This is a genomic window from Parachryseolinea silvisoli (assembly GCF_021190955.1).
Classification (GTDB): Bacteria; Bacteroidota; Bacteroidia; order Cytophagales; family Cyclobacteriaceae; genus Ohtaekwangia; species Ohtaekwangia silvisoli.
On record NZ_JAIOAO010000001.1, the window covers coordinates 802,511 to 828,721 of the forward strand.

Below are 26,211 nucleotides of genomic sequence, written 5' to 3' on the forward strand. Positions count from 1 at the left end.
TTGTCTTTTAAGTTTGGCCCTATGACACCGGGGTGTTGATGCAGGTTACTGGAATATGTTATTTTTTTGAAATAGCAACGTTGCCCGCCAGTCGTTATCCCGGCTCGCCAGGTGCCTGATTTATTTTTGTCGTAACTTCCATTTGCCTGTAACCTCGGTTGCAAACATCGCGTCCAAGACGCCAAATATGATCACTGATCCGGACCACGTTTTGCTTGACCGCATCCTGGCGGGCGACCAGCAGGTGTATGCTGTGCTCGTGGACAAGTATCAGGCGTATGCCTACACGATTGCCTGGAAGGTGCTGCAGCGCTCAGCCGAGGCGGAAGAAGCGGCGCAGGATTCGTTTGTGAAAGCGTATCGCCACCTGGCTTCGTTTAACCGGCAGTCGAAGTTTTCGACGTGGCTGTACCGCATCGTTTTTAATACCGCCCTGGGATACCGGCGAAAGAACCAACCCACGTACTATAGCATGGACGGTCATCCTGCTGTGCCCGCGGCGGCAGAAGGTACGTTGGAAAAGATGGACAAACACAAATACGTCACGCTGGCCATGGAGCGGCTTAACGAAGCCGACCGCACCGCGCTGACGTTGTTTTATCTGCAGGAGTTTTCGCTGGAAGAAATCGCGGTGATTACCGATCTTCCCGCCAACACCATAAAGGTGCGGATACACCGGGCGCGGCTCCGCCTGGCGGAAGAGCTCAGAACTCTCTTAAAACAAGAAGCGTTAACGCTTTAGACCCATGAAAAAGAAAGACACATCTGCCCTTCACGACGCCCTGGACCGCTACCTCGACGGAATGCAGAACGAGGCTGAAAAAGCCTGGCTGGAAGACTTGCAAGCGCAGGATGCCGCCGTGAAACAGCGCGTGGAAGACCTCGACACTATACACCAGATGTTGCAGGCAGAAGGTGTTATGCGCCCTTCGCCGCAATTCACCCAACACGTCATGGCCGCCCTGGAACCGGTACCTCAGGTTTCCCTCCTGCCGGTGCGCCGTGTGTGGCGAAGTGCCGCATTGCTAACAGGCGTGCTGGCCGTTACGGGTATTATTATTACGTGGTTGTCGTCAGACATGTTTGCCGGCGTCACAGTGCAACAGATCGTTGTGCCCTATGCCGATCAATGGGGCTTGCCACACTGGTCGTTTGCCGTAAAAGAAAAATGGTTGTTATATCCCGTCATTGCCATCAACATGGTGCTGGGCTGGATCTTGTTAGACCGGGCTATTCTCAAGCCGCTCTTTCAGCACCGGCGTGTGCACCAGGCGTGGCGATGAGTGTTGATTAATGGCCGGTCTCAGGCTTCGGCTCGGGACACTCAATCTTCCAGTCTTTGGAAAGCGCGATCGTGCCGGCCTTTGCTTTTTCAATGATCTCTTCTGTCTTCTTGCTGTATTTGCAGCCGATGTCCACATAGCGGAACTTGGCGCCGTCTATTTTAAAATTAAAGTGGCAGGTGTTTGACGCCTTGTGTGTTTTCATGCAAACAAACTCGACGTTTTCCTGGTGGCGCGATGTAAAGCCTGCTTGCAGAACGCAAACAAAGAGAAGGGTGTAGGCAATCCATTTCATATCCGTCAAAGATACAAATACGATCGCCGGAAAAGAAAGCGCCTTCCCAACGAGTCGGGAAGGCGCTTTGAAGGTGAGCCGGCAGCGTTTAGCCACCCGTTTCGCCAGATTAATAGCGGTAGTAATCGGGCTTGAACGGGCCTTTTACTTCTACACCGATATATTTGGCCTGGTCGGCAGAAAGTGTCTCCAGCTCCACACCGATCTTCTTCAGGTGCAGGTTGGCTACTTTCTCATCCAGGTGTTTCGGCAGCATGTATACTTTGTTCTCGTAATTCTTCGTGTTGGTCCACAACTCGAGCTGGGCCAGTGTTTGGTTCGTGAACGAGTTCGACATCACAAACGAAGGGTGACCGGTTGCGCAACCCAGGTTTACCAGGCGGCCTTCGGCTAACAAGATTACCTGACGGCCGTTTTTCAGCGTGTACAGGTCTACTTGTGGCTTCACTTCGTCTTTCGACGCGTTCTTGTTCAACCAGGCTACGTCGATCTCGTTGTCGAAGTGACCGATGTTACATACGATGGTCTTGTCCTTCATCGACTCGAAGTGACGGCCCAACACGATACCGAAGTTACCGGTAGCGGTTACTACGATGTCGGCTTCTTTCACGGCGTCGTCCATTCTCTTCACGGCATAACCGTCCATCGCGGCTTGCAGTGCGCAGATGGGGTCGATCTCCGTTACAATTACGCGTGCACCGGCGCCGCGCAGGGAGGCAGCAGAGCCTTTTCCTACGTCGCCGTAGCCCGCTACAACGGCTACCTTACCGGCCATCATTACGTCTGTCGCACGGCGGATAGCGTCCACCAGCGATTCTTTACAGCCGTATTTGTTGTCGAACTTCGACTTCGTTACCGAGTCGTTGATGTTGATTGCCGGCAGCGGCAGTTTGCCGTTGTGCATACGCTCGATGAGGCGGTGTACACCGGTAGTAGTTTCTTCCGAGATACCTTTGATACCGGCCACCAGTTCCGGGAAACGGTCCAGCACCATGTTGGTCAGGTCACCGCCGTCGTCCAGAATCATGTTCAGAGGCTTACCATCTTTGAAGGCGTAGAGCGTTTGCTCGATACACCAGTCGAATTCCTGTTCGTTCATGCCTTTCCAGGCATAGACAGGAATACCCGCTGCGGCAATGGCTGCTGCGGCATGGTCTTGCGTCGAAAAAATATTGCAGGATGACCAGGAAACCTCAGCGCCAAGCTCGATCAGTGTCTCGATGAGCACGGCTGTCTGGATCGTCATGTGAAGGCAACCGGCTATGCGCGCGCCACTCAGGGGCTTCTGCTTGCCGAACTCCTCGCGGATGGCCATTAAGCCGGGCATTTCGGCTTCCGCCAACTTAATTTCTTTACGTCCCCATGCTGCCAGGGAAAGGTCTTTAACCTTAAATTTGAGTTTTTCGTCTACGGTCATTTTTATGATGATTTGTCTTAACTGGGAAACACAAAAGTACTATAAAGGTTTGAAAAGTCATTGTGCATAAAGGCATTAGCTGTCAGAACTTATGCCTTGAACCATTCTGCATAGCTGGCTGTTAACCATGCAAAACGGAGAAAACGATGAATAAGCCAAAAATAAAAGTTGATATCGTGTCGGATGTGGTATGTCCCTGGTGTTACATCGGCAAACGCAGATTAGAAAAAGCCATCGGCAAGCTTGCCTCCGAATACGATTTCGAACTCGAATATCATCCGTTTGAGCTCAACCCGCAGATGCCCGAAACCGGTGCCAATCAGCGGGCCTACCTCGCCGCCAAGTTTGGCAGCGACGAACGCTACGAGCAGATCACCCGCCAAACCACGCAAACCGCCGCTACCGAAGGCCTGGCCTTCGCCTTTGATAAACAACAGGTTTCGCCCAACACACGCAAGGCCCATGTTCTCATCCAGCAGGCCAGAACCGCAGGTAAACAACTGGAAGTGACCGAAGGCTTTTTTAAAGCCTATTTCGTAGAGGGTGTGGACCTGTCGAAGGACGAAAACCTGGTCTCCGTAGCCGTGCAGGCCGGGCTGCCCAAGGCCCTGGCAGAAGAGGCGCTGGCCGATGAAAGCGCACCCGTACAGGTGTCGCTGGCCGAACAGGAAATGTATAAGCTCGGCATTACGGGCGTACCCTTTTATATTATCAACAACCGCTACGGCGTGTCCGGCGCCCAGGCTGCCGAAACCTTTGTCGAAGCCTTCCGCGAGGTTGTCCAGTCACAAGCGGCCGACATTACCAGTGGCGGCGAAGCCTGCGACGTCGACGGTAAGAATTGTTAGTTATTTCGTGGCGATTTGTTTAACGCCCAGGGAATCCTGGGTCGTGGTGGCCGTGAATACAGCCGACTTTCCGCCCAGGTCTTGTACCCATACGGCCGCAACGATCCCTTTGTATGCAGCCAGGCCTGTGTAACCACGCTCTGGTAAGGTTGCCTCGCCTATAAAAGATTCCGTACTGATTTTCTTATTATGGAAGTTATTGCCCCCATCGTCTGACCAGGCCAGGTATACCGCTGTCGCAAGCCCCTCTCCTTCCGATTCACGCCGATCAAAATAAAGCACGTAGATGATACCTGTCGTGGGATCTACCGCCATGGCGGGTTGGTATTGCTGGCCGGCAGCGTCGTCGTTGATGCGCTGCGGTGAGGTCCAGTTGTCACCGTAGTTGGTGGACCGTATAAACCAGATGTCCGCATCGTCCTTCCCGCCGCGCGCGTCGGCCCATGACATGTACAGGCTGCCCGTGCGGGGGCCTTTGGCGCGATCTACCAACAGCGTTGGCTCGCTGTAGCTTGGCTCGGCTTTCAGGCGGGTGATCGAAATATCATTGGAGAGCCACATCGAACCATCAAAAGACCGGTCCATAAAAATGGTTTGCCCGGTAAGCCACGCCACATAGGACTTGCCGTCGGCGGCAATGGCTGCCAACGAGCCGCTCGCAGCATGCCGCACGTCGTTGCATCGGCCCGGAGTCTGCGATATTTCCCTGGGCGTACTCCATTTTTTTCCGTTGGAAGATTTTGTCATCCAGATACTGGAGCGACAAGCGTCATCTTCACTCGGGTACGCATCAAATTGTGTATACGTCAGGTATAGTGACCCTTTAGCATCCGCTGTCACACCTATCCGCTCATTTCGTTTGTTTACACCCATGGGTACGGGTGTACCCGGCTCCCAGATCTGACCATCGCGGGACGCGAAGCAGCTGGTAATACCGGGGCCGTTGGTTTGAAAGTAATAAAAGGTACCGTGACCGTCGGATAGCAACTGTGTGTCGCCTTGCTCACCCACCGCCGGTACGCCGTCAGTCTGTTTCCAGGTGTTCCCGCCGTCCATAGTATAGTAGACAGAGCCTGGCGATGTGGCCACGACGATGTTTTGTGTGTTCTTCGGGTGAATGGCCACCGACGCTTGCCAGGAGGCCGCGGGGGCGGTCGTCAGGGGAAGGGCGGCAGGCTTTTGCTGACCGGCAGCAGGAAGGCTTACACTGGCCAGCAGCAGTAAACCGAAGAAATGGGCGCGCATGGTCTATCAGGTCTGTTACGCAATACGCGCTAAAATACGACAATGACGCAAAACACACACAAACATGTAGTAACTTGGTCTTTCTAAATCCGTTCTTTCTTCGAAACCTCTAATTCACCAAAACCAACATGATTAAAAAAACACTCACCGCAGTGCTGCTGGCAGCATCCATTGCGGGCTATGCCCAAAAGATCAAAATAGTAGAAGGCAGCTTAGCACCCCTCAAAGGTCAGAAATCGATTATGACCGAGTTTACCTACGACAACATGACGATCGGCAAAGACGGGCTGCCCGAGCAAGATTATGTCACCAAGCGCAAGAACGAGATTAATGCAAAAGAGGCCGGAAAGGGTGACATCTTTGCCAAAAAGTGGGTGGACGATCGCCAGGAACGTTTTGCACCGCAGTTCCGCGAGCTGTTCACCAAACATGCCGCCCTTACTACCAGCATCGATGAGAAGGCCACGTATACACTGATCTTTCACACCACCCGTACCGAGCCGGGCTGGAATGTTGGCATCATGCGCGTGCCGGCGTTTATTGATGGCGAAGCCATCCTGGTGGAAACCGCGCATAAAGATAAGGTGCTCGCGCGCGTCACCGTAGTGAAATCTCCCGGCCGCGATGCCTGGGGCTTTGACTTTGAAACCGGTGCGCGTTTACAGGAAGCCTACGCCAAAGCCGGCAAGGAACTGGGCCAGCTGGTGGTCAAACAGACGAAGTAGAGACACATCCGTGTTATAACCCGCAATTCTTCGATAACAACACACAAGGTCAGGCCGTTAGCCTGGCCTTCTTTTTTCACATCCTACCCCAACGTGAGGAGTTTTTCCCCAAGAATCAGAAATTTGGCAATTGACACTTCCATCCGTTTACAGCCATTAACATCACCATAACGCCCTTTTTAGCACCTAGACCCCACTTTGCCGCTTCCCCGCCAAAGCTCAGCACGAGTTTGTATATACCCAGTCAGAACTTAAACAATTATGGCTATGATCAAAAGATTAATTTTCGCGCTGCCCATCATCGGCATGCTCTGGAGCTGTGATACAAAAGAGAAGCAGGCTTTACGCTCAGAAGTAGATTCGCTCCGTACTGAGCTTCAAATGAGCCAGCAAACCGCACAAACACTGGAAGAAGTGGGTGTGCTGATCGACTCCATCGATGCCAATCGGCAGTTGCTCCGTACAGATGTAATTGAAGGCACATCGTACAAAGACTATAAAGGTCGCCTTCAAAGCATCAACCAACACATTCAGGAAACACAGAACAAGATTGCTGAGTTGGAAAAAACAGTAAAGACCAACAAAGCGTCAGCCGCAACCATCAAGCGTCTGAGAGTTGATCTGGAAAAGAGCACACAGCAAATTGCTGCTCTTGAGCAAGAAGTGGAAAGAATGCGTGGTGAAAACCAGGATCTGGCAATGACCGTCAGCAAACGTGACTCGACCCTGGCAACGCGTGATGAAACCATCAAGATGCGTGAGCAGGATGTCACGAACCTGGAAACGAAGGTCGTAGAGATCAACACCCAGGCGAACAAGACGCAGGCCGACATGTACTATGCACAAGCCTCCGCTCTGGAGACTGCAGCACAACGTACCAAGTTCGCTCCTCGCAAGAAAAAAGAAACACAACGCGAAGCACTGGAGTTGTACAAACTCTCCTTATCGCTTGGCAAAGTAGAAGCACAAAATAAGATCGACGAGCTTGAAAAAGCCGTAGGTTAATAAAAGTACCAACTCAGGTAGGTTAGATAGAGTTAAGGTGATGCCCGGACGGGGTGTCACCTTTTCCTTTTTTAGTCCGATCCGCTTCGGTGATCCAGGAAGCGACGCACTTTGCGATCCAGCTTACCAAACTGCAGTTGCTCCAATTCCCCGGCGGTCACAAACCTGATCTCGGGTACTACCCGTAACGTTGCCTGAAACATCGCCGGCAATCGTTGCATCGTCTCCTCTCGCTGCGCCTCTTTTACCAGCACATGCAGCCGCAGCTCATCGGTATTAAGCGCACCCGTGACGGCCTCCACTACATAGTCTTGAACCGCGGGGACCTGATTCAGTAATTCAAAGATTCCGGGAGGATAAATGGTTGTTCCCTTCAGTTTGATCATCTGTTGTCGGCGGCCCACAATGGGCCCCAGCCGCAACGTTGTACGTCCACAGGAACAGGGCGTTGTATGGGCCGCTGCGAGATCACCCGTGCGATAACGCACCAGCGGCATACCCTCCACACCCAACGTAGTGATCGTTACTTCTCCCGGCGTACCTGGGGGAACAGGCTGCCCGGCGTCGTCGAGGATTTCAACCATGAGCAATTCCGGATGATGGTGCCCTCCCTGCCCGGCACCGCACTCGGTAAAGGCCGTTTGCATTTCCGTCGAGGCATACGTACTGTACAGGGCTACGTCCCACACGTTCCTGATCTTTTGTCCGATCACACCCAATTCAAAAGAGGCAGTACGCAGGCTTTCGCCGATGCAGATAACCTTCCTGACGGATGTCTTCGCCGGGTCAATGCCATGGGCTTGCGCGTACTCCAACAGTTTAACGACGAACGACGGCACGCCCACCAATACCGTGGGGCGTATGCGTTCGATCGTTTCCCATTGCATCGCGGGCAGTCCGGGGCCGACGCGCACAACGGCGGCGCCAAGCTGGCGAATGCCTTCGTAGTAGGCCATGCCCGCCATGAACTGACGGTCGAGTGTCAGCATCAGTTGATAGGTATCCCCGGCTGTGCCGTCGGCACAGCAAAACGATATATACTCGTTGTACGCCAGGCGTGTGCGGTCCGCCGCCGTCAGTGCCAGTGTGACCGGTTTTCCCAGTGTACCGGAGGTGCTGGTATATTCGGCAATGGCACTGCGGGGCACGCAGAGAAAGTCCCAGTTGTGTTGTTGCAGATCGTCTTTCGATGTGCGCGGCAGGCGTACCAAATCTTCTATCCGCTGAATGCTGCCGGCGTCTATACCGTGCGTGGCAAACAGCCGCTGGTAGAACGGCGAATACTGCGCCACATAGGCCAGCAGCTGTTGCAGCCGCATTTCTTGTACCGCGCGGATTTCCTGCGCGGAACGAAATTCGATTTCCGGTATCTGGCTCATTGTTCGAGTATAACCATGGCGCACGCCATTGCCCCGACGTGCGAAAGGGATACATGTATCTTACTCCAGCCGTACTCCTCCGCCTGCCGCCGGAAGTCACCCTGCAGCTGTACGGCGGGCTTGCCCGACGGCTCTTGTACAATCTCGATGTCGCACAAATCCAACCCCGCCTGCAGTCCGCGACCGGTGGCTTTCAGGAATGCCTCCTTGGCCGCAAAGCGCGCAGCATAGTGCTGATATTTGTGATGTTGCGCTTCGCAGAAAGCACGTTCGGCCGGCGAGAATACCTTTTCTGTAAAGCCGTTATTACGCGCCACCTTCTCTTCTACCCGCGCTACTTCGATGATGTCGATGCCGGTGCCGAGAATCATAGCATCTTTTCTTTACACCGTTGCAGGTTCTTTTCCATGTGCTCCCGCTCCTGTACCGTAGCGGTTTCCAGCGTCAGCCCCTTTTCATAAAAGTGCGCCGCCTGCTCATATTGCTCCCGCTCGAGACATTGATCGCCGGCCAGCATATAGGCATGATACGACAGCGGATTCCAGCGTACCACGCTGTCCGGATCTAAGTCGGTGCGGGGTGCAAAGGGGAAACGGTAGCGATGAAACTTTACATAGTCCCGGTAGTCCTGCGTCAGCAGGAAGGAGTCTGCGGGAATCGTCAGCCCCTCCTCGTAAAGCTCTTCATTACGCGTGGGGCGCTGCGCAAAGATCTTCTTCAGATCATAACACACAAACTTGCCAAGCTGCCACGGCGCCGTGGAGATCCACACGCGCTGCTGCGCGGGTTCGAAGATAACCGCGTGGTGCGCCACCAGTTGGTTGACGAGTTTTTCATTGCCCATCCCGATGGATTTATTGTCCAGTCCGCGTTGGTCCCGCAGGATGGCCGCGGTGCGTTGTACAGTATTAGGCCCGGAAGCCTTTTGTACTAACAATTCCTCTACACGCGAGAAGCGGTAGGGCGACGCGCTGGTGCGCATGTGTTCTTCGTTCAGCTCGGTACGGCCGAGCTTCCCGCCGAGAAAATGGTTGGTGCTGATGATATACTCGCGGTCGGGCTCGTACAGGTCCATGGCATCGGGCGTCTTTTCAATGAGGGCTGCACGATTATCTTGTGCCGAACCGATCAGGAAAGACTCTGATACAAACATCTTGCGGCGCGCAGCCAGTGAATACGCCTCGGCTATCGTAGATGCATACTGCAAAATCTCGCGCGCCACCAGCGATACCGGTGTGGCGGCGGCGCCGGGTACGTCGGACTTTGCCGCGTTGATCGTCACCGTCAGGCCGGCATCGTTCATGCCCGATACAACGCCCGTCATACCGCCGAAGGTCAACATCATAAACTTGTGGCCTTTCTCGGGGGCATAGAACGCCACGATCTTGTCACGCGCAAATTCATCGCCGACATAAAAGTCAAAATTGCGGCCGACGATCAGTGTGCTATCGGCCGACTGGCGCCCCCAGGTAGCAAACGCCGTACATCCTACCAGCGACATGTTTTGCAACGCGTGGCCAATGTCATGCGCCCCGTGATAGTTCAGAATACGTTGGTACGCCGGTGCTATAGCGTCGTGCGCAGAAGACGCTGCCTGCGATACACCATAAATTTCTTGTTGATATTCTTCGGGCACAAAGCGCTCGAGGTCGCGGTTAAACCAGCCCACCATGTATTTTAACATGCCGAGGTAAAAACCGTTGGGCACAAACTTGTTGATCTGCCCGGTAAAGACGTCCTCCTGGTATTGCACCAGGGCTTGTGTGAGCCGGCCGTTGGCGACACCGCGCTCATACGGCGTCCCTTCTACATACAGCTCGTATAACCCACTCTCGCTTTGGCGGAACCAGTTCTTGCCCAGGGTATACAACCCCGGGTCGGGTTGCTGGATGGGCGCTGTGGAGAGCGGCGTGGGCACGACTACCGGTGGCTCCGTACGCGCCACCTGCCGCACATACAGCAGCAATCCGGCCAGCAGCAGCAGCAGGATGCCAAACGTCCACGCCAGAAACTTGAGAATGCGTTTAAGCATGTTTGATCTTGTCTATCATGTAATCCATTCCGAGCACCTCCGAACACGTTACTACCGCACTGACCGTCACGCCCAGCACGCCATGCAGGTTCAGGTTCTGGCCCGTCAACAGCAGGTTGGGAATTTTCGTTCGCGGCGAGATAAACGTGCGCATAGGCTCACGATAATCCTTTACGATGCCGTACAGTGAACCATCGTCCGTGCCGATATAGTCGCGCACCGACAACGGTGTGGCGACATAGTAAGACTGCACGCAGTCACGGAAGCCTGGGAATTTGCGCTCCACGCATTCAAACAGCTTCTCGGCTTTCTCACGCTTAAAGGCTTCGTAGTCTTCGCCCCGGCTTACTTCGTTCGCGACCGTATTGAAGGTATGCTCCCACTTCTTTACTTCGTCAAAGCGCATATAGGTCATCAGGCTCAGTCCCTCGGCCCACTCTTCGCTTCTGGAAGAGGCGGCCACGAACATGGCATAGCCGCGAGGCCAGTTATCTTCATTGTAATCCTGTACCGCCCATGTGTCGTTTTCATGGAAGTAATAGTAGTTGTGGTTCATGTACGGAAACGTATTTTTCTTGAGCACCACGTTCAGGTAAAACACCGAGATGGAGTTCTCCAGACCTTTGAGACGCGTCTTATACGCCTTCTTGATCATGTCGCTTTCGGTCATCTCGATGGTTTTTACCGGGTGCACGTTGGAGATGAACAGGTTGCCGTAGTACTTCTCGCCTTCGCTGGTTTCGGCATACCGCAAGCTCCCACCTTCCTCCTTCAGCCTGATAACCTGTTGACGTTTTTTTATCACGCCACCGCGGGAGATGATCTCGTGCGCCAGGTGTTTGCCAATTTGCGAGCCACCATCCACAAACCGCCAGGAGCTTTCAATGTAGCTGTTCAGCACAAGCGCGTGCACATACAGCGGCGTTTTATCAGGCTCGCCGGCGTAGAGCAGGCTGGTACCCGCCAGCACGTTTTGCAACCGTATATTTTTTGTGATGGATTGTAAAAATGTCTGTGTATCAATTTCCAGCACACTTACTTTCTCGAAATAATCGCCGTTGCGCAGGTTATACATCGGAAACTTGCTGCAGATGTCCTTGATCGCATCACAGTATTTTCGCAGGGCCTCCTCTTCTTCCGGAAAGTCTTTTGCCAGTGTCTGAATAAAGTTTTCATACCCTTGCGCGTATTTATATACCTTGGGGTCGTCCCCAAACACCACATTGTCGAATTCCGTGTCCATCTTCCGCATCTTGAGCTTGTCAAGAATGCCCAGGTATTGAAAAAGCTGGTATAGGTTCTGGCCTTTGTCAAGGCCGCCGACGTAATGCACACCCGAATCGAAGATCACGCGCTCGCGCACAAAGGTCTGCAGCGTGCCGCCGATCTGTTTATTCTTTTCGAGGATGCACACCTTGTAGCCTTCCTTGGCCAGGATGGCGCCGCAGGCAAGTCCGCCCAATCCGCTTCCGATGATCACTACGTCGTACATCTATCTTTGAGGGTCAAAAGTTGCACTATACTGTTGCCACGGCCACGCCGGGCTTTTCGAAAACAAAAATAACATTCGAAGTAAACCGCGTCTCGTCCTGTACCACCACGCGCAGTCCATACCGCTCGGCCAGGGCCGTCAGCGCTTTGCCGGATACAAAGTTAAGCGCTTGCTCGGCTTTATTGAATTTCAGCAACCGTACGGAAAAGAACTCCGTGAGCTTCGTGCCCCGGTGGCGCTCGGCCAGGTCGGCGTTGCCATCGCGCACGATCAACCTTCCGCCGGGCTGTAACGCAGCAAAACACCGCACCAGCAAGATCTCCTGCGCCTCGGCGCTCAGGTAGTGCAATACATCGCTGATGATGATGACATCGTAGGTCGCCAGATCGTATTGCATCACATCGGCCCGGTAAAACTGCAGCCGGTCCGTGCGCAAAAATCCATGCTGGGCCACCGCGATCTTTTCCGCGTCATAATCTACACCGGTAATCGTCCGACCGGACGACATGAATTGCAGCATGTAACACAAAAATCCATAGCCACAACCCAGGTCGAGCACCGTGGCCTGGCGCGGCACCAGCGCTTCAAAGGGCGCATAGTTCTTTTCCAGGCGCAGCTTAATCCGCATATACCACTCCAACACCGGCCCCTTGTACAGGTAGTTCAGGATAAGCTTGTAGCGGTAATAATCGGGTGTCTCTTCGGCCGCCGCAAGACGTTTATATTCTTCCTTGAAATAGCGGCCGATCTTCTTGGTACGCTCGGCGTACCCCGTGCCGAAGCGCGGGTCGTCGATCTCGATCGGCGGCAGGAACTCCAGCGCCACATGGCAGTCGTTGAGATAATGCTCGCCTTTCGGAATGGCCACGCCTACCCCGTGCATCAGCAAGGGCTGTACCGGCAGACGCAACGCCTCGGCCATGTAAAACGCACCTTTGTGAAAACGGCCGAGGGTACCATCCGCGGAGCGTGTCCCTTCGGGGAACACCACGACAGAGTATCCTTCGTTAATGCGATCTTGTAAACGCGCCACGCTATCACCTGCGCCGTCCATAACAGGGTAATAATCTGCCAGGCGCACCACCGCGCCAAAGACAGGCGAGTTCCACACCCACTTGTTGGTGAGCAGCACCAGTTTGGGGTGCAGCATGGTCGTCAGGAGTATATCGAGGATCGAGCTGTGGTTGCACACGATCATGCTGGCGCGGGAGAATGTAGCCGGTGTACGACCGATCACCTTGCGGTGAAAGCGCGGTGCCAGGGATACCAGCGAGCCGGTAAAGAAACCCAGCATGGCATGGTATAGCACACGAATCTGTTTACGCCCGAAAGGCACCAGCTTCAGTAATCCCCCCGTTACCGTCAGGAACACCGCGCCAAAGAGAAAAAAGCTATAGGTAAAGAGCGTTTTGGCCAGGCCCAGGAAGGTCATCGGCGTGCGCCCGCGCTGCGTGCGCCGGGTAATCAATGTACGGAACAAGAAGGGCTCCAGTGTCTGTGCCATGACAAACACACAAACAATGCCGATGATGGAGATCGCCGCAATGGAACGCAAGGCAGGGTGTTTGGCGAAGATCAAGACGCCCAGGCCGCAGATAGTCGTCACTGCCGACAGGAAAATAGACGTGCGCACGACGGGCATCAGCTTGCGCCCCGTGCGATACTCCTGTTGCAAGCCGTCCATGATAAAGATACTATAGTCGTCGCCCAAACCGAAAATGAACGTCGACACCATCACGTTGATGATGTTAAACTCGATGCCTGCCAGGGCCATGATGCCCAGAATCCAGATCCAGGTGACGAGCATCGGCACAAACGTAATCAGCGTAAGCTCGATGCGGCCATACAGGATCAGCAATGTTACAAACACCAGCACCGACGTAAAGGTGATGATGAAATTAAAGTCGGCGTGTATATACTCGACAAACAGGTTCGTCAGCATCTGGCGGTCCACGGCGTGCGCCGGTGTACCGGCCAGTGCCTGATATACTTCAGGTTTCTTTTCAGGCGCCACCTGCGCCAGTGTGATGATGGTGGCTTTGCCATCCTTCTCGATGATATAATCGTCGAAGAACGCGGCGCGAAACGGTTGCCAGGCGTCGGCTGTGAGGGGCGTATAGGCACGGGTCAGCAGCGAGTCAAACCGTTGCACTACCAGAGGCGAGAATCGCAGCGCCGCCGCCTCGGCATGTACTGCCTCCTGTACCCTTGCGACGCGCCCGGCGTTCCAGAATGAATGCCAACGCTGGATCCGGATACGCTGCAACGAGTCGGACACCATCAGCAGCGATACCGACGCAACCTTGCCAACCTGACCCGTACGCCGCAAGGCTTCCAGCGGCGGTAGAGCCTGTTCATTGCGTCGCAGGGCGGCTTCCAGGTTGTCGCCCTCGGCCACGACATAGAGCGAACTGAGCGATGCCTGGTTTAACGACTCCAGCCGCTGCTGCGCCTCCCGCGTTTCGGGGCGCATAAAGTTCAGCCCGCTCATGTCGCTGTTGAATTTTACCTGACCGGCAAAATAAAAGAACAGCGGCGTGAGCAACAGGATGGCGTAGACGACATAGCGGTTGGACTCAAAGTCAAAGGAAATGATACGCTGCACAGCGTTGGGACGCGACGATGCCAGCAAGTCTTCGCGCAGCAGGTGTGGCAGGAAAATAAGGGAGCACAACGCAGCGCCGATCAGGCTAAAGCCTGCAAACAATCCAACGTCGCGCAGTACGACCGCGTTGGTGAACTGGAGGCAGAAGAACGCCAGCACCGTCGTGGTACTGCCGATCGTGAGCGGATGGGCGAGCTCGCGAATTACTTCCTCGGCATTGTGCGTATGCTTGAGCGCCACCATGTAGTGCAGCGAATAGTTTACGGCAATCCCCAGAATGACGGCGCCCACCGCCAGCGCCAAGACCGACAGCGTGCCGTGTAGTAACGCAATACAAGAAAGTGAAAAGAGCGCGCCAAAGGCGACCGGTATCATCATCAGGAACGGCACGCGCTTCTTGCGAAAGAAACCCAGGATGACAAGGATGAGCAGCCCCAGCATCAGCCCGACGGTGAGCATCGTGTCGGCCCGCAGCTGTCGCGCATTGCCGACAGCCACCACGGGGGCGCCAAAGCAAGAGGCCATCAGCCCCGGATGCTCCTGCGCGGTCTTGTCCATCAGGTCTTGCAGCTGGGCAAGAAACTCGGCATTGTGCCGGGTCTCCGACGGCGGGTATACCGGCTGTAGAAAGAACAGGATGTGCCGGTGGTCGCGTGTCATGATAAAATTGTCGTACAGCTCGTAGTTTTCGTCGTACTGCAGGCGCTGCAGTTTCTTCAGCACCAGGAACGAAAAACCCAGCGGATCCTGCTGAATGACTTGCTTCGTCACGATACCCGACGGCGAGATCAGCTGGCGGTAGTTATTTCGTAACACCTGGCGCGCGACGTCAGGTTGCGAGATCGAGTCGAGATGACGGTAGTCGGCATCTTCCAGGAAGATGGGCAACGCTTGGGGTATAGCATGGAACAGCTCCAGGATGCGACTGTCGTCCACGCGTGCCGACACGTGTTTCACAAACGGAGCAAGCGTTGTTTCAATGCGGCTCGCCAACGTGTCGGCAAAGACCACGAGGCTGTCGGGCTGGGCCTGGGTGGCACTGTCGCGCACCGAGACCATCACCACGATGCGTTCGACAAACTTCGAATGTTGGAAGATGTAGTTGATCTTTTCCACGCGGGGGTCATCGGGCAGAAATTGCGTGATGTCCTCCTCCAGCTCCAGGCGCAGGGCGCCTGCGCCGAGCAGGGCAATGGTGCCTGCGAAGACTAACCAGAACGCCGTACGGCGAGGCTTGAAAAACCGGTAAAGCGATAAGAAAAGCTGCTCCATCTGAACCGGCAAATATACCTTATTTCTCAGACCGGCGCATGCGAAGTACCTTAACCAGCACAAACGTTAATAATCCAGAAACAAGGCCAGCTGCGACGGCGAGCGTGGTCGCACCCAACACGTATTGCAGAAAGCTATCCTGTAGTTGCGCGAAATCGATGTCGCGGCTAAAGCGAATGTACTGCGCGCGGTCGCCCATCCAGATGCGCCCCGTAAGGTGACTGAGAAACAGAATCAGCGGGATCATGGGCGGTATGCTGATGTTGGCCGTCAGGATCACCAGCGCTTTATTCAGCCGCAAGGCAAACGCCAGCGCGATGGCCAGGATAAGCTGAAAGCCCCATAGTGGCACAATGCCCATAAAAATCCCAACCCCCACCGACACGGCTTTTACGCCGGCCGATTCCCGGGGGTCAAAGAGCTGGGTGCGGACTTCCCGGAGGACTTGCCTGAAGTTTTTTTTTTAAGTCCCCGGAAGAGATCGCGGGGTTTGATATACAGCAGGGTGATGGTCACCAGGACTGTATTAAGTACACTGATCCGCGAGAAATCGCGGAAGGGTCGAAAATGCGTAATGCGTTTTTCCTTCTCCGGATAAAACACTTTTACCGGTACCTCCGTCACTTCAATTCCCGCCCAGGCGGCCCGTACCAATACTTCAATCTCAAATTCGTATTTGCGGGTAAAGAATGTAAAGTCGCGCAACGCCTTTACGGGGTACAGCCGGTATCCGCTTTGCGTGTCACGCATCGTCAGGCCCGTTTCAAACTTATACCAGAAGTTAGAGAACTTGTTGCCAAAGCTGCTTTTGCCGGGCACGCTGGCCTGGTCCATGTTACGCGCGCCGATGATAATGGCGTTGGGTGACGTCTTCAGTTTTTCCAGGAACACCGGCAGGTCGTCGGCATAGTGCTGCCCGTCGGAGTCGATGGTAATGGCATAGTCGTACCCTAATGCCACGGCCTTTGCAAAGCCCTGGCGCAGCGCATAACCCTTGCCGCGGTTCTGTGTATAATCCACCAGGGCTACCTGTGGGTACCGTTCGGCCAGCATCTCGCGCGTGCCGTCGGTGGCGCCGTCATTCACCACCACCACGTGCCGCGTATACTGCAGCACGTCGTGCAACACGCTTGCCAACGGTACAGCGTTGTTATAGGTGGGGATCAGCACGCATACGTTGCGCTGCTCGAATGCGGCGTCCATCGTCATGCGGCCGGGGATAAAGTGCCTTTGAATTTAAAGAAGATCACTGCGTCCGCCGACAAGCTACCGTCAACAGTATAACGACCGCCGGCCAGGGTATAGGATACCGTCACCACGACTTCGCTATGCTCGGTGGGATTCAGGATCGAGAGAAATTTCATGTTATCGGCCGTCGTAATCTGCAGCGGCGCACCGACACTTTGCTCGACAAGCTCGCGCACGATCTGCATCATACATACGCCCGGCACGACGGGCTGCCCGGGAAAGTGCCCGTTAAAAATGCGGTGGCCGGCATCGAGGGTAATCACCGCACGCGCCGAGGCCGGCGCCAGGTCCTTTGTTACAATATGGTAAAAGTTATCCAGGAGCATTCAGGGGCGTTCTAGTTTCCGGAGGCTGATCGTCATGGCAAACGTATGGTGGCGAACAATGATGGTGTCGGGTAGCAAGGCATTGTTTCCTGTCTGCTCGACCGTCACCTTGCGCTTACGCCGCGAGCCGGTTTCCAGCCTCCGCAAAGAAGCACAATCCGGCCCGGTTATAAAATATGCGGTTTCCTTTTTTTGAGCCACGCCGTAATAAACCTCGTCTCCCTCCTGCCAGGCTTGCCACGCCCCGTTTCGGAACGGCAGCCCCAGCACCAGGGCGAAGTCTTTGCGCAGCGTTTCGATGACCGGCTTTTTGTTGAGTTGTTTGATGACCTGCCGGGCACTAAAGCTGCCGTCGGCCGCAAAAGCAAAGTCAAAAAAGGTGACACCCGCCTCGTTGGTAAATACCACCCGCGTAGACGAATCCGGCATTTGCTTCACCAACAATAACCCGCTGATGTGTTTGCCGATGACATCGACAGAGGTGGTGTACCACGCCGTACCCAACCCCTGCGGCGCCATACGCGCCGCGCACGACGGGTCGACGGCAACCGGGCGCAGTCCCTTGTAGGCCGATGCGCAGGCCCCCAGTAGCAATAGCAGACTATAACGCAAATACCTCATCGGCTACCGCTGCGTTAAGCGTTTTGTTTGAGAACAGGATCGTCGTCACATCGCCCGCAGGCTCATTCATTTCAATGGACTTTACCGAATAGTCCTTCTTGTCTACCACCAGCACGATGGTTTTAAAAAACTCTTTGAGGGACTTGCTGGCCGGCGTCATTTCCAGCAGGTATTGTTTGTCGTTCTCAAAAACGCGTGACGTGAAATCTTTACTATCGAGAATGGTGCCCTGCACACAGTCGATCATAATACGGTTTACCTGCTGGAAGAGCTTGTTCGAGCGCACGTTGATGCGGTTCTCTTTTTGTTCGTCGCGTACCAGCATTTTGTCGCCGTTCATCACCATGCGGTACGTGAACGGCTTGGTATAATCAATGCGCACGCGGTTGCTGCGTTTGAACCAGAACTTGCCGTACGACGTGATCTTCTCGGTAAGCGCGGTCAGTACTTTTTCCTGGGTGAAATCCGCCGTGATGGTTTGCACCTTTTGCGACTCGGTGGCAAACCGCTGTTTAAACGCGGGCAGGTCGGCCACGGGTTTGTAACCGGTGTATTGTTGTGCCCGTGCGGCACCCGCGATCAGGATGAGGAACATCCAAACGGGTACGCCAGGTTTTCGATTGCTATTCATAGGCTTTTTCTTGCAGTAATTCATCTACCCGTACAACTTTCAAACCAAGTTTGGCTACATGATCCAGGAACGCCGGCAGCACGTCCAGCATGCTGTCGCTGTAGTCATGAAACAACACAATGTCGCCGCCTTTCAACGAACGCGTGACGCGTTGGAGCAACTTGTCGCGGTCTTTTATAACCGTATCAAACGACCGCACACTCCATCCTACCACGATATAATTGCCACGCCGCACAGCCCGGGCCACCATCGGGTTCGTTACGCCATACGGCGGCCGGAAGAACCGCGGGGTGCGCCCGAGAACGGAAGCCAATGCTGAGTCTGTCTGTTGCAGCTCGGTGGTGACTGCCCCCGCGGTCTGCAAGTCAAAGGTCTTGCCGTGCCAATAGCTGTGATTGCCCAGCAAATGCCCGCCGGCGTGGATGGCCGTCACCACCTGGGGACTAGCCGCCACGCGATGCCCAATGCAAAAGAACGCAGCCGCTATACCTCGTTCTTCTAACAGTGCCAGGATCTTTTCAGTCTTCCCCGGAATGGGGCCATCGTCAAACGTCAGTGCAATAGCATCGGTGCGGACACCGCGCGAACGAGCCGGCACGAAGTATTGCAACGACAGCACCGTGGCGCCCAGGGCGCTGACCGATAAATATACTACCACGACAAACACATACCACCAGATCGATACCGGCTGTTGTATATTCAACAGGGCCAGTCCCAGCAGGGTCAAAACAGCGAGCAGATCAACTATGCGGTAGCGTGGCATGACCGGAGTAGTACAAGGCTATAATGCGTACCAAAATACTGGTTAAACACCAGCACGTACCGCGGGGTGCGCCCGGCATCCACCTGTAACACACCTTGCGGCACACGGCCTGCGCGGAGTATGTCGGCTCCGAGCCAACAAGCGAACGCTGTGGCGACAGGGTACTCACCGCACAGGTGTTTATAAAACCCCCGCGAGCTACCGCCAAACGATGTACGGCAAAGCTCTACCAGCAAAGCATCGTCTTGTGATGCGCCGCCAGCACCGGCCAGCACTACATCCACATCCGCCGCCGTTATACCGGCGGACGCGAGAAATTGCTCTACGCGACGCTGCAATACCCCCTGCGACGGTTTATATAATGTTTCTATACCTTCTACGGTGGCCACATCCGTGGCCGAAGGTGCACCGGTCAACAGGAAGCACGCAGCGCCTTCGCCGTGTAACACACCACTCCCTTCTTTAAACATACCCAGGCTGCGCACACCGTCTTCGCGGAATACACCAAAACGTTTCCAAAGGGCGTGACTGATGTCGGTGATCTCGTCCACACCACCGGCCAGCAGCGTGCGCGATGGATCTTCCTTTACGTGCAGCACAGCGTCGAGCAGCGCATGCTCAAACGAGAATGCGCCTTGAGTAAAGGTCTGGTTGTAGGCCTGGCAGCCGAGCAACAGAGCGAGCTGCGAGCCAATCGTGTTGTGGGTCGATTGAATGAACGGCGTGGGGTTCAGTGCCTCTTCGCGAAGTGTAACCATCTTCGTCATAAAGCTGCCGGTATCTTCCATACAGCCATAGCCGGTACCCATCACGATACCGCCCGGCATAGGTACCTGCGCTTCGCGCAAAGCCATCATGCCCGCCGTAACACCGAGGCGAATAACGCGGCTCATGCGGCGCAACTGCCGCGCGTCGATCCACTCCTCATATACCGGCTCCTGGCACACCAGACGCGCGCCGGCCGGTGCCGTCGCCAGGTCCTCCGCAGAGCGCCAGGGGGCAATCGAGCCCATGCCGCGGATGTACACGCGCGGGGTGTTGTTTCCGGTGGTCGTCATGGATGGTCGGGGGAGATGGAAAAGATGATGGAAGAACAGTTGCCACCAAAGCCAAACGAGTTGCTCATGACGTGGCGCACCGCGGCCGGGGCAAAGGTGCGCTGTGGCGTGATACCCGTTTCGGGCATGGCCTGCTCAAAGCGCAGGTTGGGAAATATACATTGCCCGGTTAGCGCCAGGACGGAGAAAACGGCTTCGATGCCGCCACTCGCACCCAACGTGTGGCCGGTAAAAGCCTTGGTCGAGCTTACGGCCGGCACATGCTCGCCGAACAAACGCTGAATGGCAGTGCTTTCCGAAAGATCGTTGTTGACCGTACCGGTACCGTGCAGGTTGATATAGTCAATCGCTTCCACCGACAGCCCCGCCATGGAGAGCGCTTCCGTCATGGCGGCGTACGAGCCGCGTCCCTCGGGGGAAGATGCCGTTTGGTGATACGCGTCGTTGGTGTTGCCAAAACCCGCCACCGTAGCCAGCATAGGCCCCTGCAACTGCTGGCGTACACGCTCGCCGACGAGTACGACGTAGCCTGCGCCTTCCCCCAGGTTGAGGCCGTTGCGGTGCGCATCGAAGGGGCGACAGGGTGCCGTGTCTAATATCTTGAGACTGTTAAAACCGTTCAGGGTAAATTTAGTCAGCGCGTCTGCGCCACCCGCCACCACCACATCCAGCATGCCCTGCGCCAACAGTCGCGCTCCATACATGATGGCATTGACGGAGGACGAGCACGCCGTATTGATGGTCGAGATAAAATTGCTGATCTGCAGATCCTCCGCCATCAGCTCCGTGATGTCACCACAAGCGTGGTGCACAACGTCGCGCAAATGACCGGCAGCAGGATTTTCTAAAAAAGCAGGAAAGAAGTTCTCGGTCCGGTCCATGCCGCCGACAGTAGTAGCCGAGATCAGCCCACACCGCCAGGCGGCCAGATCGATTCCCGCGTGGTCTACCGCTTGCCGTGCCGCAGCCATCCCCAACAAGGCCGTACGAGAAACAGCGTGACCCGATAGCCATCGGGTGTGAGAGCGAGAGCGAAGATTGAGGCGCTCTGTGAGCGCTTCATTCGAAAGCGACACTTCGCCTACGGGCAATACATCCTGGTAGAGAGAGGGGAATAACGTCAGGGGGCCAATGCCGGAAATGCCTTGCTGCAGCGCGCGCAGCGTCTCGCCGGTGTCGTGCCCGATTGCCGAGATCACCCCTACGCCCGCCACGTACACCTGCTGGCCCTGTACCATGGCTACGCCGGTTTGTGGGCCGTAATAAATTCGGCGATGGTACGCACCGAGCGAAAGATTTTGGGACCGTCTTGCGGGTTGTCGATCTTTACTTTGTATTGCTGCTGCAGCAACACGATCAGCTCGAGTGCGTCAATAGAGTCCAACCCCAGGCCCTCGCCGAACAGCGGCTGATCGTCGCCAATCTCTGCCGGCGTCAGATGCTTCAGGTTCAACGCTTCAATGATCTGTCTCTTCAGATCGGCCATCAATTGTTCCATAGTCCTGTATAAAGGGTGTTTAATTGCTCTGCTGTATGCGCCCGGGCAAGACCCCGATGCGAATTTTCCGCCAAATATAAGAAAACATCGTGGTGCTCGCCCATGACATCTACCCAACCGGCCACACACCCCTGTGCGCCGGGTTGCGCCAGCACCAGGTCGACATAGCTTGCCACCTGCGCGGCGTCAAACGCAGGCGTCACAAAGAAGGCATTCTCGCCTTTCAGTCCATGCCGGATGCACAGCTCGCCCGCCACAATGTTAGGCAGCGTGTATACAAACAACGCCGGACTGGGCACCGTACGGCTGGCCGCCAGGTACTGCGTATCGGTGTCAAGGCTCGCATGCGCGTTGGACAACACCAGCGACACAGCTTCGGGCGGATATGCGGCCAGTGGCCTGTCCGCCAGCAACACTTCTGCCGCCAGGAATCCAAGCTTTGACAAGGGATCCATTTTGTAAAACTTCGGGTAGTCGCTTTTTAAGGCCGCATAGGCTTGCAGTAAAAACTCCGGCAACACCAGCGACGCATCCTGGTACTGTATAGTACCGTTGCGTGTCAGGGTCTTCCCTCGTATGCTGGCCGTGGCGGTGATGAAAGCCATTGGGTTAGTTAAGCGACATAAGCTTTTGTTGCAGATCGATCAGCTTCACGAGCCGCTCCAGCGAACCGCGGTGGTCGCGTACAAAGGGGTTCTCTTCATCCCATACGTATCCGGCCAGTACGGAACAGATCTGCCGTTTGATCATAGGATCCGGGTTCTTCGAAAAGAAGATCTTTTCGAGCGTGCCGTCGTACCACGCCATGACGTATGTGCGGAAGGTATCGACGCCTTGCTGCAATACACTCGTATACTCCTTCTCCCAGTCTACCGCCTCACCTTTCAGCTTGCGAATGGCGAGTGTTGCCGCACGATGGCTGGACACTGTCGCGAACATGACGCCCGACGAAAAGATAGGGTCGAGGAACTCCGTGACATTGCCGGTCAGTACATACCCCTTGCCAAAGAACGACGTGGTCGTGCCCGACCAGGCCTCGAGCTTACGCGGCTCAAACACCCAGGGAGAATCGCCAAAGCGTTTCTGCAAATAGGGATGTGCCTGGATCAACGTTTTATATTGGGCACCCAGATCACCCGGAATGGAATCAAAGAAATCAAAACTGCCGACAAAGCCCATCGATGTAACCGTGGGCGATACGGGTATGATCCACACCCATACACCCGGCGCATACATTACCACGACGATGCGGTTGGGCTCGTCGAACTCGTGGCGGTGTATATCTTGTACGTGCGCGAAAACCGCTTTGCGCGGATCGAGCGATGAGGGTTTGTCGAGGTTAAACAACCGCGGAATGACGCGGCCGTAACCGCTGGCGTCAATCACAAAGCGGGCGTCGAGCTGTTCGGTGGAACCGTCGGTATGGGTCACCGTCGTCACGCTGCTTTCGTCGTCACGGAAGGTAATGCCCGTGACGGTAGTCTCAAACGAAACGGGTACACCGCGGCGTTGTACTTCCTGAATAAGAGTTTGGTCAAAGTCTGCGCGCGGTACCTGCCAGGTCCAGGTCCAGCCTTGCGTAAATTGTTCGGTAAAGTTAAAGTCGAAGATGTCTTCACCACGCATAAACTTGGCGCCAAACTTCTCCTGGAAGTTTTTTGCCTTGACGGCTTCCAGTAATCCGGCATCTTCCAATACTTCCATGCAGCGCGGCAGCAGGCTTTCGCCGATCACAAACCGTGGAAACTTCTCTCGTTCCACTACGCGCACCGAAAGGCCCGCCTTCTGCACCATGGCCGCAGCGATACTCCCCGCCGGGCCGGCGCCAATGACCAATACATCAATTTGCTCTGTATTCATGACGATCAAAAATACTTTTTATACAGCCTCGCAGGTGAGCAGCGTATGGCTTACGCCGATCAGGTTCTCATGGGTCGTAACACGAAAGCCGGCATCTTCTATGCAGCGGGTAAATATACCGGAGTGATACATCTGGCTGTTGCCGTTGGCAATGGCCGTAAAATAAAGCGACGTTTGTTGCAGCGAGAACGCCGACGCCTGAAAGCGCTGGTTGTTCCAGAACGGCTCGAGGATAAACACCTTGCCCGTCGGCGACAATGCCTGTCGGCAGCGCCGTAGGATGGACCGGATCTGGTCTTCCGAAAAACAGTCGAGGAACTGGCTCATCCAGATCACATCGAACTGCCCTGCTATCTGCTGTTGTTCATCGAGGATATTCGCCTCCTGAAACCGTACACGGTCGGCAAAACCTTTGGCCGCGATGTTTGTACGCGCCATCTCTACCTGCCCGGGCAGGTCCATGATCGTGACCGTGACGTTGGGATCGTATTCAAAACACGCCGTGGCCCACTTGCCCGTATTACCGCCGATGTCGAGCAGCGTTTTGGGCTGATGCTGGAATACCGTGGCCTGTACTTCGGGAAATGCAAAATCCGAGTAAAAGTGGTCGAAGGCAAACCAGCTCTTCTTCGCCTTGGGCGGCAGCTTGGAAAGGCCTTCATAGATCGTTGACCAATTCCCTAATACCTGTAACCCCGCGGGCCGCTCCTCGCGAATGCTTTCTTCCAGAAAAAACATGGCATTGTAACACACGTCATGGGTAAAATCCATATTCACGCGTGTCAACGTATCGTGCAGAATGAATGACGTTGTTTTGGTCGTGCGATAGCGGCCGTCGCGAAACGTTACCAATCCGATGCCCAGTCCAGCTTCCAGCAGCACGCGCACGCCATATACAGGCAGTTGTACGCGGGCCACCACCTCGTCCTGCGTCATGCCGTCGGCGCTATCTTCAATGGCCTGAAGTATTCCGGTGTCACGCAGCACGCGCGTGGCCTGAAATACAACGGGCGCAAAAGCGATCCACTGGGCCTTCTCGATGGCTTGCAACGCCGTGAGCTTGTCGGTCTCAAAAAAATTCATGATGGGTTGGTTTCTTTTTCTAATACCAGGGCCGCATTGCAGCCACCGAAGCCGGAGGCTGTCTTGAGAATGCGCTTACCTGAAAGGTTCTGCAGCCTCGCGCTGAGGTTGAGGGGCCGCGATACACCCAGCGTTTCAAAGCCGCGCGTGGGTAGCATCTCGCCGTGGTGCAGGCTTTGCGCCGCCACGATTGTTTCCAGCACACCCGCCGCCCCGAGGGTGTGGCCGTAATATCCTTTGAGACTGTTGACCGGCACAGCCGCAAGGCCCGCCAGGTCAAAGGCCTTCGCTTCCATTTCGTCGTTGTAGACCGTGGCCGTACCGTGCGCATAGACGGCGTCGATGTCGCCGGGCGTCAGGGTAGACGCTTGCAGCGCCTGCCCGATGGCTTGTGCCAACTCCTGCCCCGTACGCGACGGTCCCGAGATGTGGTTGGCGTCGTTGCTGACGCCGGCGCCGCGCAGTCGTATCCGTTTCCCTTTCGCCAGGCCCGGGTCTGTTGTCAATACCATGACCGCGGCGGCTTCGCCCAGGTTAATGCCGGTGCGGTGCGCGTCAAACGGCCGGCAGGGCGCTGCACTCAGGGCATGCAGGCTACGAAAGCCTGACACCACAAAACGGCTCAGCACATCCGCACCCAAAACAACGGCATGGTCGTACGTGCCGGCTTCTAAATACCGCTTCGCTACAATCAGTGCCAGTACACCCGAGATACACGCATTCGATACCACCAGCGAGTGGTGCAGGCCGGCAGCATGCGCCAGGTACGTGGCCGTTTCATGCAACGACAGCCGCGGCAGATCCTGCCCCAGCTGGTCGATGTTGCCTTTGGTAGTCGAAAGTATAAATACTGTTTTTTCCGATGGCAGTGTTTTATCCGCCAGTGCCTGCCGTAAGGCCAGCAAGCTCATGCGCTCGAAGCGACTTTGGCCGGGGGCAGCCGGCAGCGAGTTGACAGCCGCAGCATACACCGCTTCGTCCCACCACACACCCGCTTCCTGTAAGCGCACACCAGATACGCCCTGGCGCAGGTGGCTATAGTTCTCCGCCGTGGTGACCCCCAGCGGCGATACGATGTTATCGGCGATCGACCACACGGCGCGCATACCTATACATTCCACCGGTTACGCCACGACTCGAAGAACGATGGCATGACGTACTGCAAAGCGAACGTCTTTACATCCACAAATACTTGTACCGTCGAGCCAACCGCCACCACGTCGCGGCTAATCGTCTCAAACATTTTATAGGAGAAATGAAGCTTGGCCGCAGCGCCCGGTACATAGGTGGTCTCTACGATCACCGTGTTGCCATAGCGCAGCGGCTTTTTATAGTCACACTGTACGGACACTACCGGCACGGCCAGGCCCTGATGGAAGAAGTCGAGGTACGATATACCATACTTCTTACCAAACGCCTCGCGGCCATCTTCAAAATAGCGCAGGTAGTGGCCATGCCAGACAATGCCCAGCGGATCGGCCTCGTTAAACCGTACGGTGACTTCGGTTTCGTGGGTCATTTTTTT

26 protein-coding genes and 1 pseudogene are annotated in these 26,211 nt (G+C 55.3%); 5 read left to right on the top strand and 22 right to left on the bottom strand.

Annotated elements, in window-relative coordinates:
- The first annotated feature begins 187 nt into the window (after positions 1-187).
- Together K7P01_RS03415 and K7P01_RS03420 are read left to right on the top strand one after the other, a co-directional pair.
- Positions 188-742: a sigma-70 family RNA polymerase sigma factor gene (locus K7P01_RS03415; RefSeq protein WP_267289843.1), complete on the top strand. Its 555-nt coding sequence runs from the start codon at positions 188-190 to the stop codon at positions 740-742.
- A gap of 4 nt (positions 743-746) precedes the next feature.
- Positions 747-1,283, top strand: a complete 537-nt coding sequence (locus tag K7P01_RS03420; RefSeq protein ID WP_267289845.1) for an anti-sigma factor family protein — start codon at positions 747-749, stop codon at positions 1,281-1,283.
- 7 nt (positions 1,284-1,290) lie between these two features.
- Here the strand turns inward: K7P01_RS03420 and K7P01_RS03425 are convergent, their stop codons facing one another.
- The gene (locus tag K7P01_RS03425) at positions 1,291-1,578 is read right to left on the bottom strand and encodes a hypothetical protein (protein WP_267289847.1); all 288 of its coding nucleotides are present in this window, start codon (positions 1,576-1,578) and stop codon (positions 1,291-1,293) included.
- A 109-nt stretch (positions 1,579-1,687) separates the two neighbouring features.
- Positions 1,688-2,995 (bottom strand): adenosylhomocysteinase, encoded by a 1,308-nt coding sequence (gene ahcY, locus K7P01_RS03430; RefSeq protein ID WP_397310651.1) that lies wholly within the window; start codon positions 2,993-2,995, stop codon positions 1,688-1,690.
- A gap of 146 nt (positions 2,996-3,141) precedes the next feature.
- Between ahcY and K7P01_RS03435 the strand changes: the two genes are divergently transcribed.
- The gene (locus K7P01_RS03435; protein ID WP_267289849.1) at positions 3,142-3,843 is read left to right on the top strand and encodes a DsbA family oxidoreductase; all 702 of its coding nucleotides are present in this window, start codon (positions 3,142-3,144) and stop codon (positions 3,841-3,843) included.
- On the opposite strand, the gene K7P01_RS03440 is transcribed toward K7P01_RS03435, so the two are convergent.
- Positions 3,844-5,088 (bottom strand): sialidase family protein, encoded by a 1,245-nt coding sequence (locus tag K7P01_RS03440; protein ID WP_267289851.1) that lies wholly within the window; start codon positions 5,086-5,088, stop codon positions 3,844-3,846. It lies immediately after the preceding gene.
- Between the two features lie 128 nt (positions 5,089-5,216).
- On the opposite strand from K7P01_RS03440, the gene K7P01_RS03445 reads away from it, so the two are divergent.
- Positions 5,217-5,813 (top strand): hypothetical protein, encoded by a 597-nt coding sequence (locus tag K7P01_RS03445; RefSeq protein ID WP_267289853.1) that lies wholly within the window; start codon positions 5,217-5,219, stop codon positions 5,811-5,813.
- A 267-nt stretch (positions 5,814-6,080) separates the two neighbouring features.
- A complete protein-coding gene (locus K7P01_RS03450; RefSeq protein WP_267289855.1) occupies positions 6,081-6,818 on the top strand; it encodes a coiled-coil domain-containing protein in 738 nt (245 codons plus the stop codon).
- A 71-nt stretch (positions 6,819-6,889) separates the two neighbouring features.
- On the opposite strand, the gene K7P01_RS03455 is transcribed toward K7P01_RS03450, so the two are convergent.
- The 19 genes and pseudogenes from K7P01_RS03455 to K7P01_RS03545 all read right to left on the bottom strand — a co-directional run bounded on the left by K7P01_RS03455 (position 6,890) and on the right by K7P01_RS03545 (position 26,205).
- The gene (locus tag K7P01_RS03455; protein WP_267289857.1) at positions 6,890-8,197 is read right to left on the bottom strand and encodes a phenylacetate--CoA ligase family protein; all 1,308 of its coding nucleotides are present in this window, start codon (positions 8,195-8,197) and stop codon (positions 6,890-6,892) included.
- A complete protein-coding gene (locus K7P01_RS03460; RefSeq protein WP_267289859.1) occupies positions 8,194-8,568 on the bottom strand; it encodes a holo-ACP synthase in 375 nt (124 codons plus the stop codon). The genes K7P01_RS03455 and K7P01_RS03460 overlap by 4 nt, the downstream gene beginning before the upstream one ends.
- Positions 8,565-10,229, bottom strand: a complete 1,665-nt coding sequence (locus K7P01_RS03465; protein ID WP_267289861.1) for a C45 family autoproteolytic acyltransferase/hydolase — start codon at positions 10,227-10,229, stop codon at positions 8,565-8,567. The genes K7P01_RS03460 and K7P01_RS03465 overlap by 4 nt, the downstream gene beginning before the upstream one ends.
- Entirely contained in the window at positions 10,222-11,721 is a 1,500-nt protein-coding gene (locus K7P01_RS03470) for a phytoene desaturase family protein (protein WP_267289863.1), read from the bottom strand. The genes K7P01_RS03465 and K7P01_RS03470 overlap by 8 nt, the downstream gene beginning before the upstream one ends.
- A 25-nt stretch (positions 11,722-11,746) precedes the next feature.
- Positions 11,747-15,598 (bottom strand): trifunctional MMPL family transporter/lysophospholipid acyltransferase/class I SAM-dependent methyltransferase, encoded by a 3,852-nt coding sequence (locus tag K7P01_RS03475; protein WP_267289865.1) that lies wholly within the window; start codon positions 15,596-15,598, stop codon positions 11,747-11,749.
- Between the two features lie 19 nt (positions 15,599-15,617).
- A pseudogene (locus K7P01_RS03480) lies at positions 15,618-15,986 on the bottom strand (DUF2062 domain-containing protein); the annotation flags it as partial.
- Positions 15,987-15,988: 2 nt separating this feature from the next.
- Entirely contained in the window at positions 15,989-16,807 is an 819-nt protein-coding gene (locus tag K7P01_RS03485; RefSeq protein WP_267289869.1) for a glycosyltransferase family 2 protein, read from the bottom strand.
- Positions 16,804-17,172 (bottom strand): hypothetical protein, encoded by a 369-nt coding sequence (locus tag K7P01_RS03490; RefSeq protein WP_267289871.1) that lies wholly within the window; start codon positions 17,170-17,172, stop codon positions 16,804-16,806. The genes K7P01_RS03485 and K7P01_RS03490 overlap by 4 nt, the downstream gene beginning before the upstream one ends.
- Positions 17,173-17,793 carry a hypothetical protein gene (locus tag K7P01_RS03495; RefSeq protein WP_267289873.1) on the bottom strand — a complete coding sequence of 207 codons (621 nt, stop codon included), beginning with the start codon at positions 17,791-17,793 and terminating at the stop codon, positions 17,173-17,175.
- A complete protein-coding gene (locus tag K7P01_RS03500) occupies positions 17,774-18,424 on the bottom strand; it encodes an outer membrane lipoprotein carrier protein LolA (protein WP_267289875.1) in 651 nt (216 codons plus the stop codon). The genes K7P01_RS03495 and K7P01_RS03500 overlap by 20 nt, the downstream gene beginning before the upstream one ends.
- Complete coding sequence (locus K7P01_RS03505; protein ID WP_267289877.1) at positions 18,417-19,187, bottom strand: polysaccharide deacetylase family protein; 771 nt, start codon at positions 19,185-19,187, stop codon at positions 18,417-18,419. Before K7P01_RS03505 ends, K7P01_RS03500 begins: the two co-directional genes overlap by 8 nt.
- Complete coding sequence (locus K7P01_RS03510) at positions 19,169-20,245, bottom strand: beta-ketoacyl synthase N-terminal-like domain-containing protein (RefSeq protein ID WP_267289879.1); 1,077 nt, start codon at positions 20,243-20,245, stop codon at positions 19,169-19,171. Before K7P01_RS03510 ends, K7P01_RS03505 begins: the two co-directional genes overlap by 19 nt.
- Complete coding sequence (locus K7P01_RS03515) at positions 20,242-21,483, bottom strand: beta-ketoacyl-[acyl-carrier-protein] synthase family protein (protein ID WP_267289881.1); 1,242 nt, start codon at positions 21,481-21,483, stop codon at positions 20,242-20,244. Before K7P01_RS03515 ends, K7P01_RS03510 begins: the two co-directional genes overlap by 4 nt.
- A 2-nt stretch (positions 21,484-21,485) precedes the next feature.
- Entirely contained in the window at positions 21,486-21,743 is a 258-nt protein-coding gene (locus tag K7P01_RS03520; protein WP_267289883.1) for a phosphopantetheine-binding protein, read from the bottom strand.
- Positions 21,731-22,348 (bottom strand): beta-ketoacyl-[acyl-carrier-protein] synthase family protein, encoded by a 618-nt coding sequence (locus tag K7P01_RS03525; RefSeq protein WP_267289885.1) that lies wholly within the window; start codon positions 22,346-22,348, stop codon positions 21,731-21,733. The genes K7P01_RS03520 and K7P01_RS03525 overlap by 13 nt, the downstream gene beginning before the upstream one ends.
- A gap of 4 nt (positions 22,349-22,352) precedes the next feature.
- On the bottom strand, positions 22,353-23,603 hold the full coding sequence (locus tag K7P01_RS03530; RefSeq protein ID WP_267289887.1) for an NAD(P)/FAD-dependent oxidoreductase: 1,251 nt from the start codon (positions 23,601-23,603) through the stop codon (positions 22,353-22,355).
- A gap of 18 nt (positions 23,604-23,621) precedes the next feature.
- Positions 23,622-24,686, bottom strand: coding sequence for a methyltransferase (locus K7P01_RS03535; RefSeq protein ID WP_267289889.1), 1,065 nt, complete (start codon positions 24,684-24,686; stop codon positions 23,622-23,624).
- A complete protein-coding gene (locus tag K7P01_RS03540; RefSeq protein WP_267289891.1) occupies positions 24,683-25,807 on the bottom strand; it encodes a beta-ketoacyl synthase N-terminal-like domain-containing protein in 1,125 nt (374 codons plus the stop codon). The genes K7P01_RS03535 and K7P01_RS03540 overlap by 4 nt, the downstream gene beginning before the upstream one ends.
- A complete protein-coding gene (locus K7P01_RS03545) occupies positions 25,795-26,205 on the bottom strand; it encodes an acyl-CoA thioesterase (protein WP_267289893.1) in 411 nt (136 codons plus the stop codon). The genes K7P01_RS03540 and K7P01_RS03545 overlap by 13 nt, the downstream gene beginning before the upstream one ends.
- Between the last annotated feature and the right edge of the window lie 6 nt (positions 26,206-26,211).

Coding starts and splice junctions, on each gene's coding strand:
- K7P01_RS03450 (WP_267289855.1), top strand. CDS start 6,081: ATGATCAAAAGATTAATTTTCGCGCTGCCCATCATCGGCATGCTCTGG.
- K7P01_RS03420 (WP_267289845.1), top strand. CDS start 747: ATGAAAAAGAAAGACACATCTGCCCTTCACGACGCCCTGGACCGCTAC.
- K7P01_RS03500 (WP_267289875.1), bottom strand. CDS start 18,424: ATGAATAGCAATCGAAAACCTGGCGTACCCGTTTGGATGTTCCTCATC.
- K7P01_RS03505 (WP_267289877.1), bottom strand. CDS start 19,187: ATGCCACGCTACCGCATAGTTGATCTGCTCGCTGTTTTGACCCTGCTG.
- K7P01_RS03520 (WP_267289883.1), bottom strand. CDS start 21,743: ATGGAACAATTGATGGCCGATCTGAAGAGACAGATCATTGAAGCGTTG.
- K7P01_RS03415 (WP_267289843.1), top strand. CDS start 188: ATGATCACTGATCCGGACCACGTTTTGCTTGACCGCATCCTGGCGGGC.
- K7P01_RS03440 (WP_267289851.1), bottom strand. CDS start 5,088: ATGCGCGCCCATTTCTTCGGTTTACTGCTGCTGGCCAGTGTAAGCCTT.
- K7P01_RS03515 (WP_267289881.1), bottom strand. CDS start 21,483: ATGGTACAGGGCCAGCAGGTGTACGTGGCGGGCGTAGGGGTGATCTCG.
- K7P01_RS03545 (WP_267289893.1), bottom strand. CDS start 26,205: ATGACCCACGAAACCGAAGTCACCGTACGGTTTAACGAGGCCGATCCG.
- K7P01_RS03435 (WP_267289849.1), top strand. CDS start 3,142: ATGAATAAGCCAAAAATAAAAGTTGATATCGTGTCGGATGTGGTATGT.
- K7P01_RS03525 (WP_267289885.1), bottom strand. CDS start 22,348: ATGGCTTTCATCACCGCCACGGCCAGCATACGAGGGAAGACCCTGACA.
- K7P01_RS03470 (WP_267289863.1), bottom strand. CDS start 11,721: ATGTACGACGTAGTGATCATCGGAAGCGGATTGGGCGGACTTGCCTGC.
- K7P01_RS03495 (WP_267289873.1), bottom strand. CDS start 17,793: ATGAGGTATTTGCGTTATAGTCTGCTATTGCTACTGGGGGCCTGCGCA.
- K7P01_RS03530 (WP_267289887.1), bottom strand. CDS start 23,603: ATGAATACAGAGCAAATTGATGTATTGGTCATTGGCGCCGGCCCGGCG.
- K7P01_RS03485 (WP_267289869.1), bottom strand. CDS start 16,807: ATGACGATGGACGCCGCATTCGAGCAGCGCAACGTATGCGTGCTGATC.
- K7P01_RS03455 (WP_267289857.1), bottom strand. CDS start 8,197: ATGAGCCAGATACCGGAAATCGAATTTCGTTCCGCGCAGGAAATCCGC.
- K7P01_RS03425 (WP_267289847.1), bottom strand. CDS start 1,578: ATGAAATGGATTGCCTACACCCTTCTCTTTGTTTGCGTTCTGCAAGCA.
- K7P01_RS03535 (WP_267289889.1), bottom strand. CDS start 24,686: ATGAATTTTTTTGAGACCGACAAGCTCACGGCGTTGCAAGCCATCGAG.
- K7P01_RS03475 (WP_267289865.1), bottom strand. CDS start 15,598: ATGGAGCAGCTTTTCTTATCGCTTTACCGGTTTTTCAAGCCTCGCCGT.
- K7P01_RS03460 (WP_267289859.1), bottom strand. CDS start 8,568: ATGATTCTCGGCACCGGCATCGACATCATCGAAGTAGCGCGGGTAGAA.
- K7P01_RS03465 (WP_267289861.1), bottom strand. CDS start 10,229: ATGCTTAAACGCATTCTCAAGTTTCTGGCGTGGACGTTTGGCATCCTG.
- K7P01_RS03445 (WP_267289853.1), top strand. CDS start 5,217: ATGATTAAAAAAACACTCACCGCAGTGCTGCTGGCAGCATCCATTGCG.
- K7P01_RS03510 (WP_267289879.1), bottom strand. CDS start 20,245: ATGACGACCACCGGAAACAACACCCCGCGCGTGTACATCCGCGGCATG.
- K7P01_RS03490 (WP_267289871.1), bottom strand. CDS start 17,172: ATGCTCCTGGATAACTTTTACCATATTGTAACAAAGGACCTGGCGCCG.
- ahcY (WP_397310651.1), bottom strand. CDS start 2,995: ATGACCGTAGACGAAAAACTCAAATTTAAGGTTAAAGACCTTTCCCTG.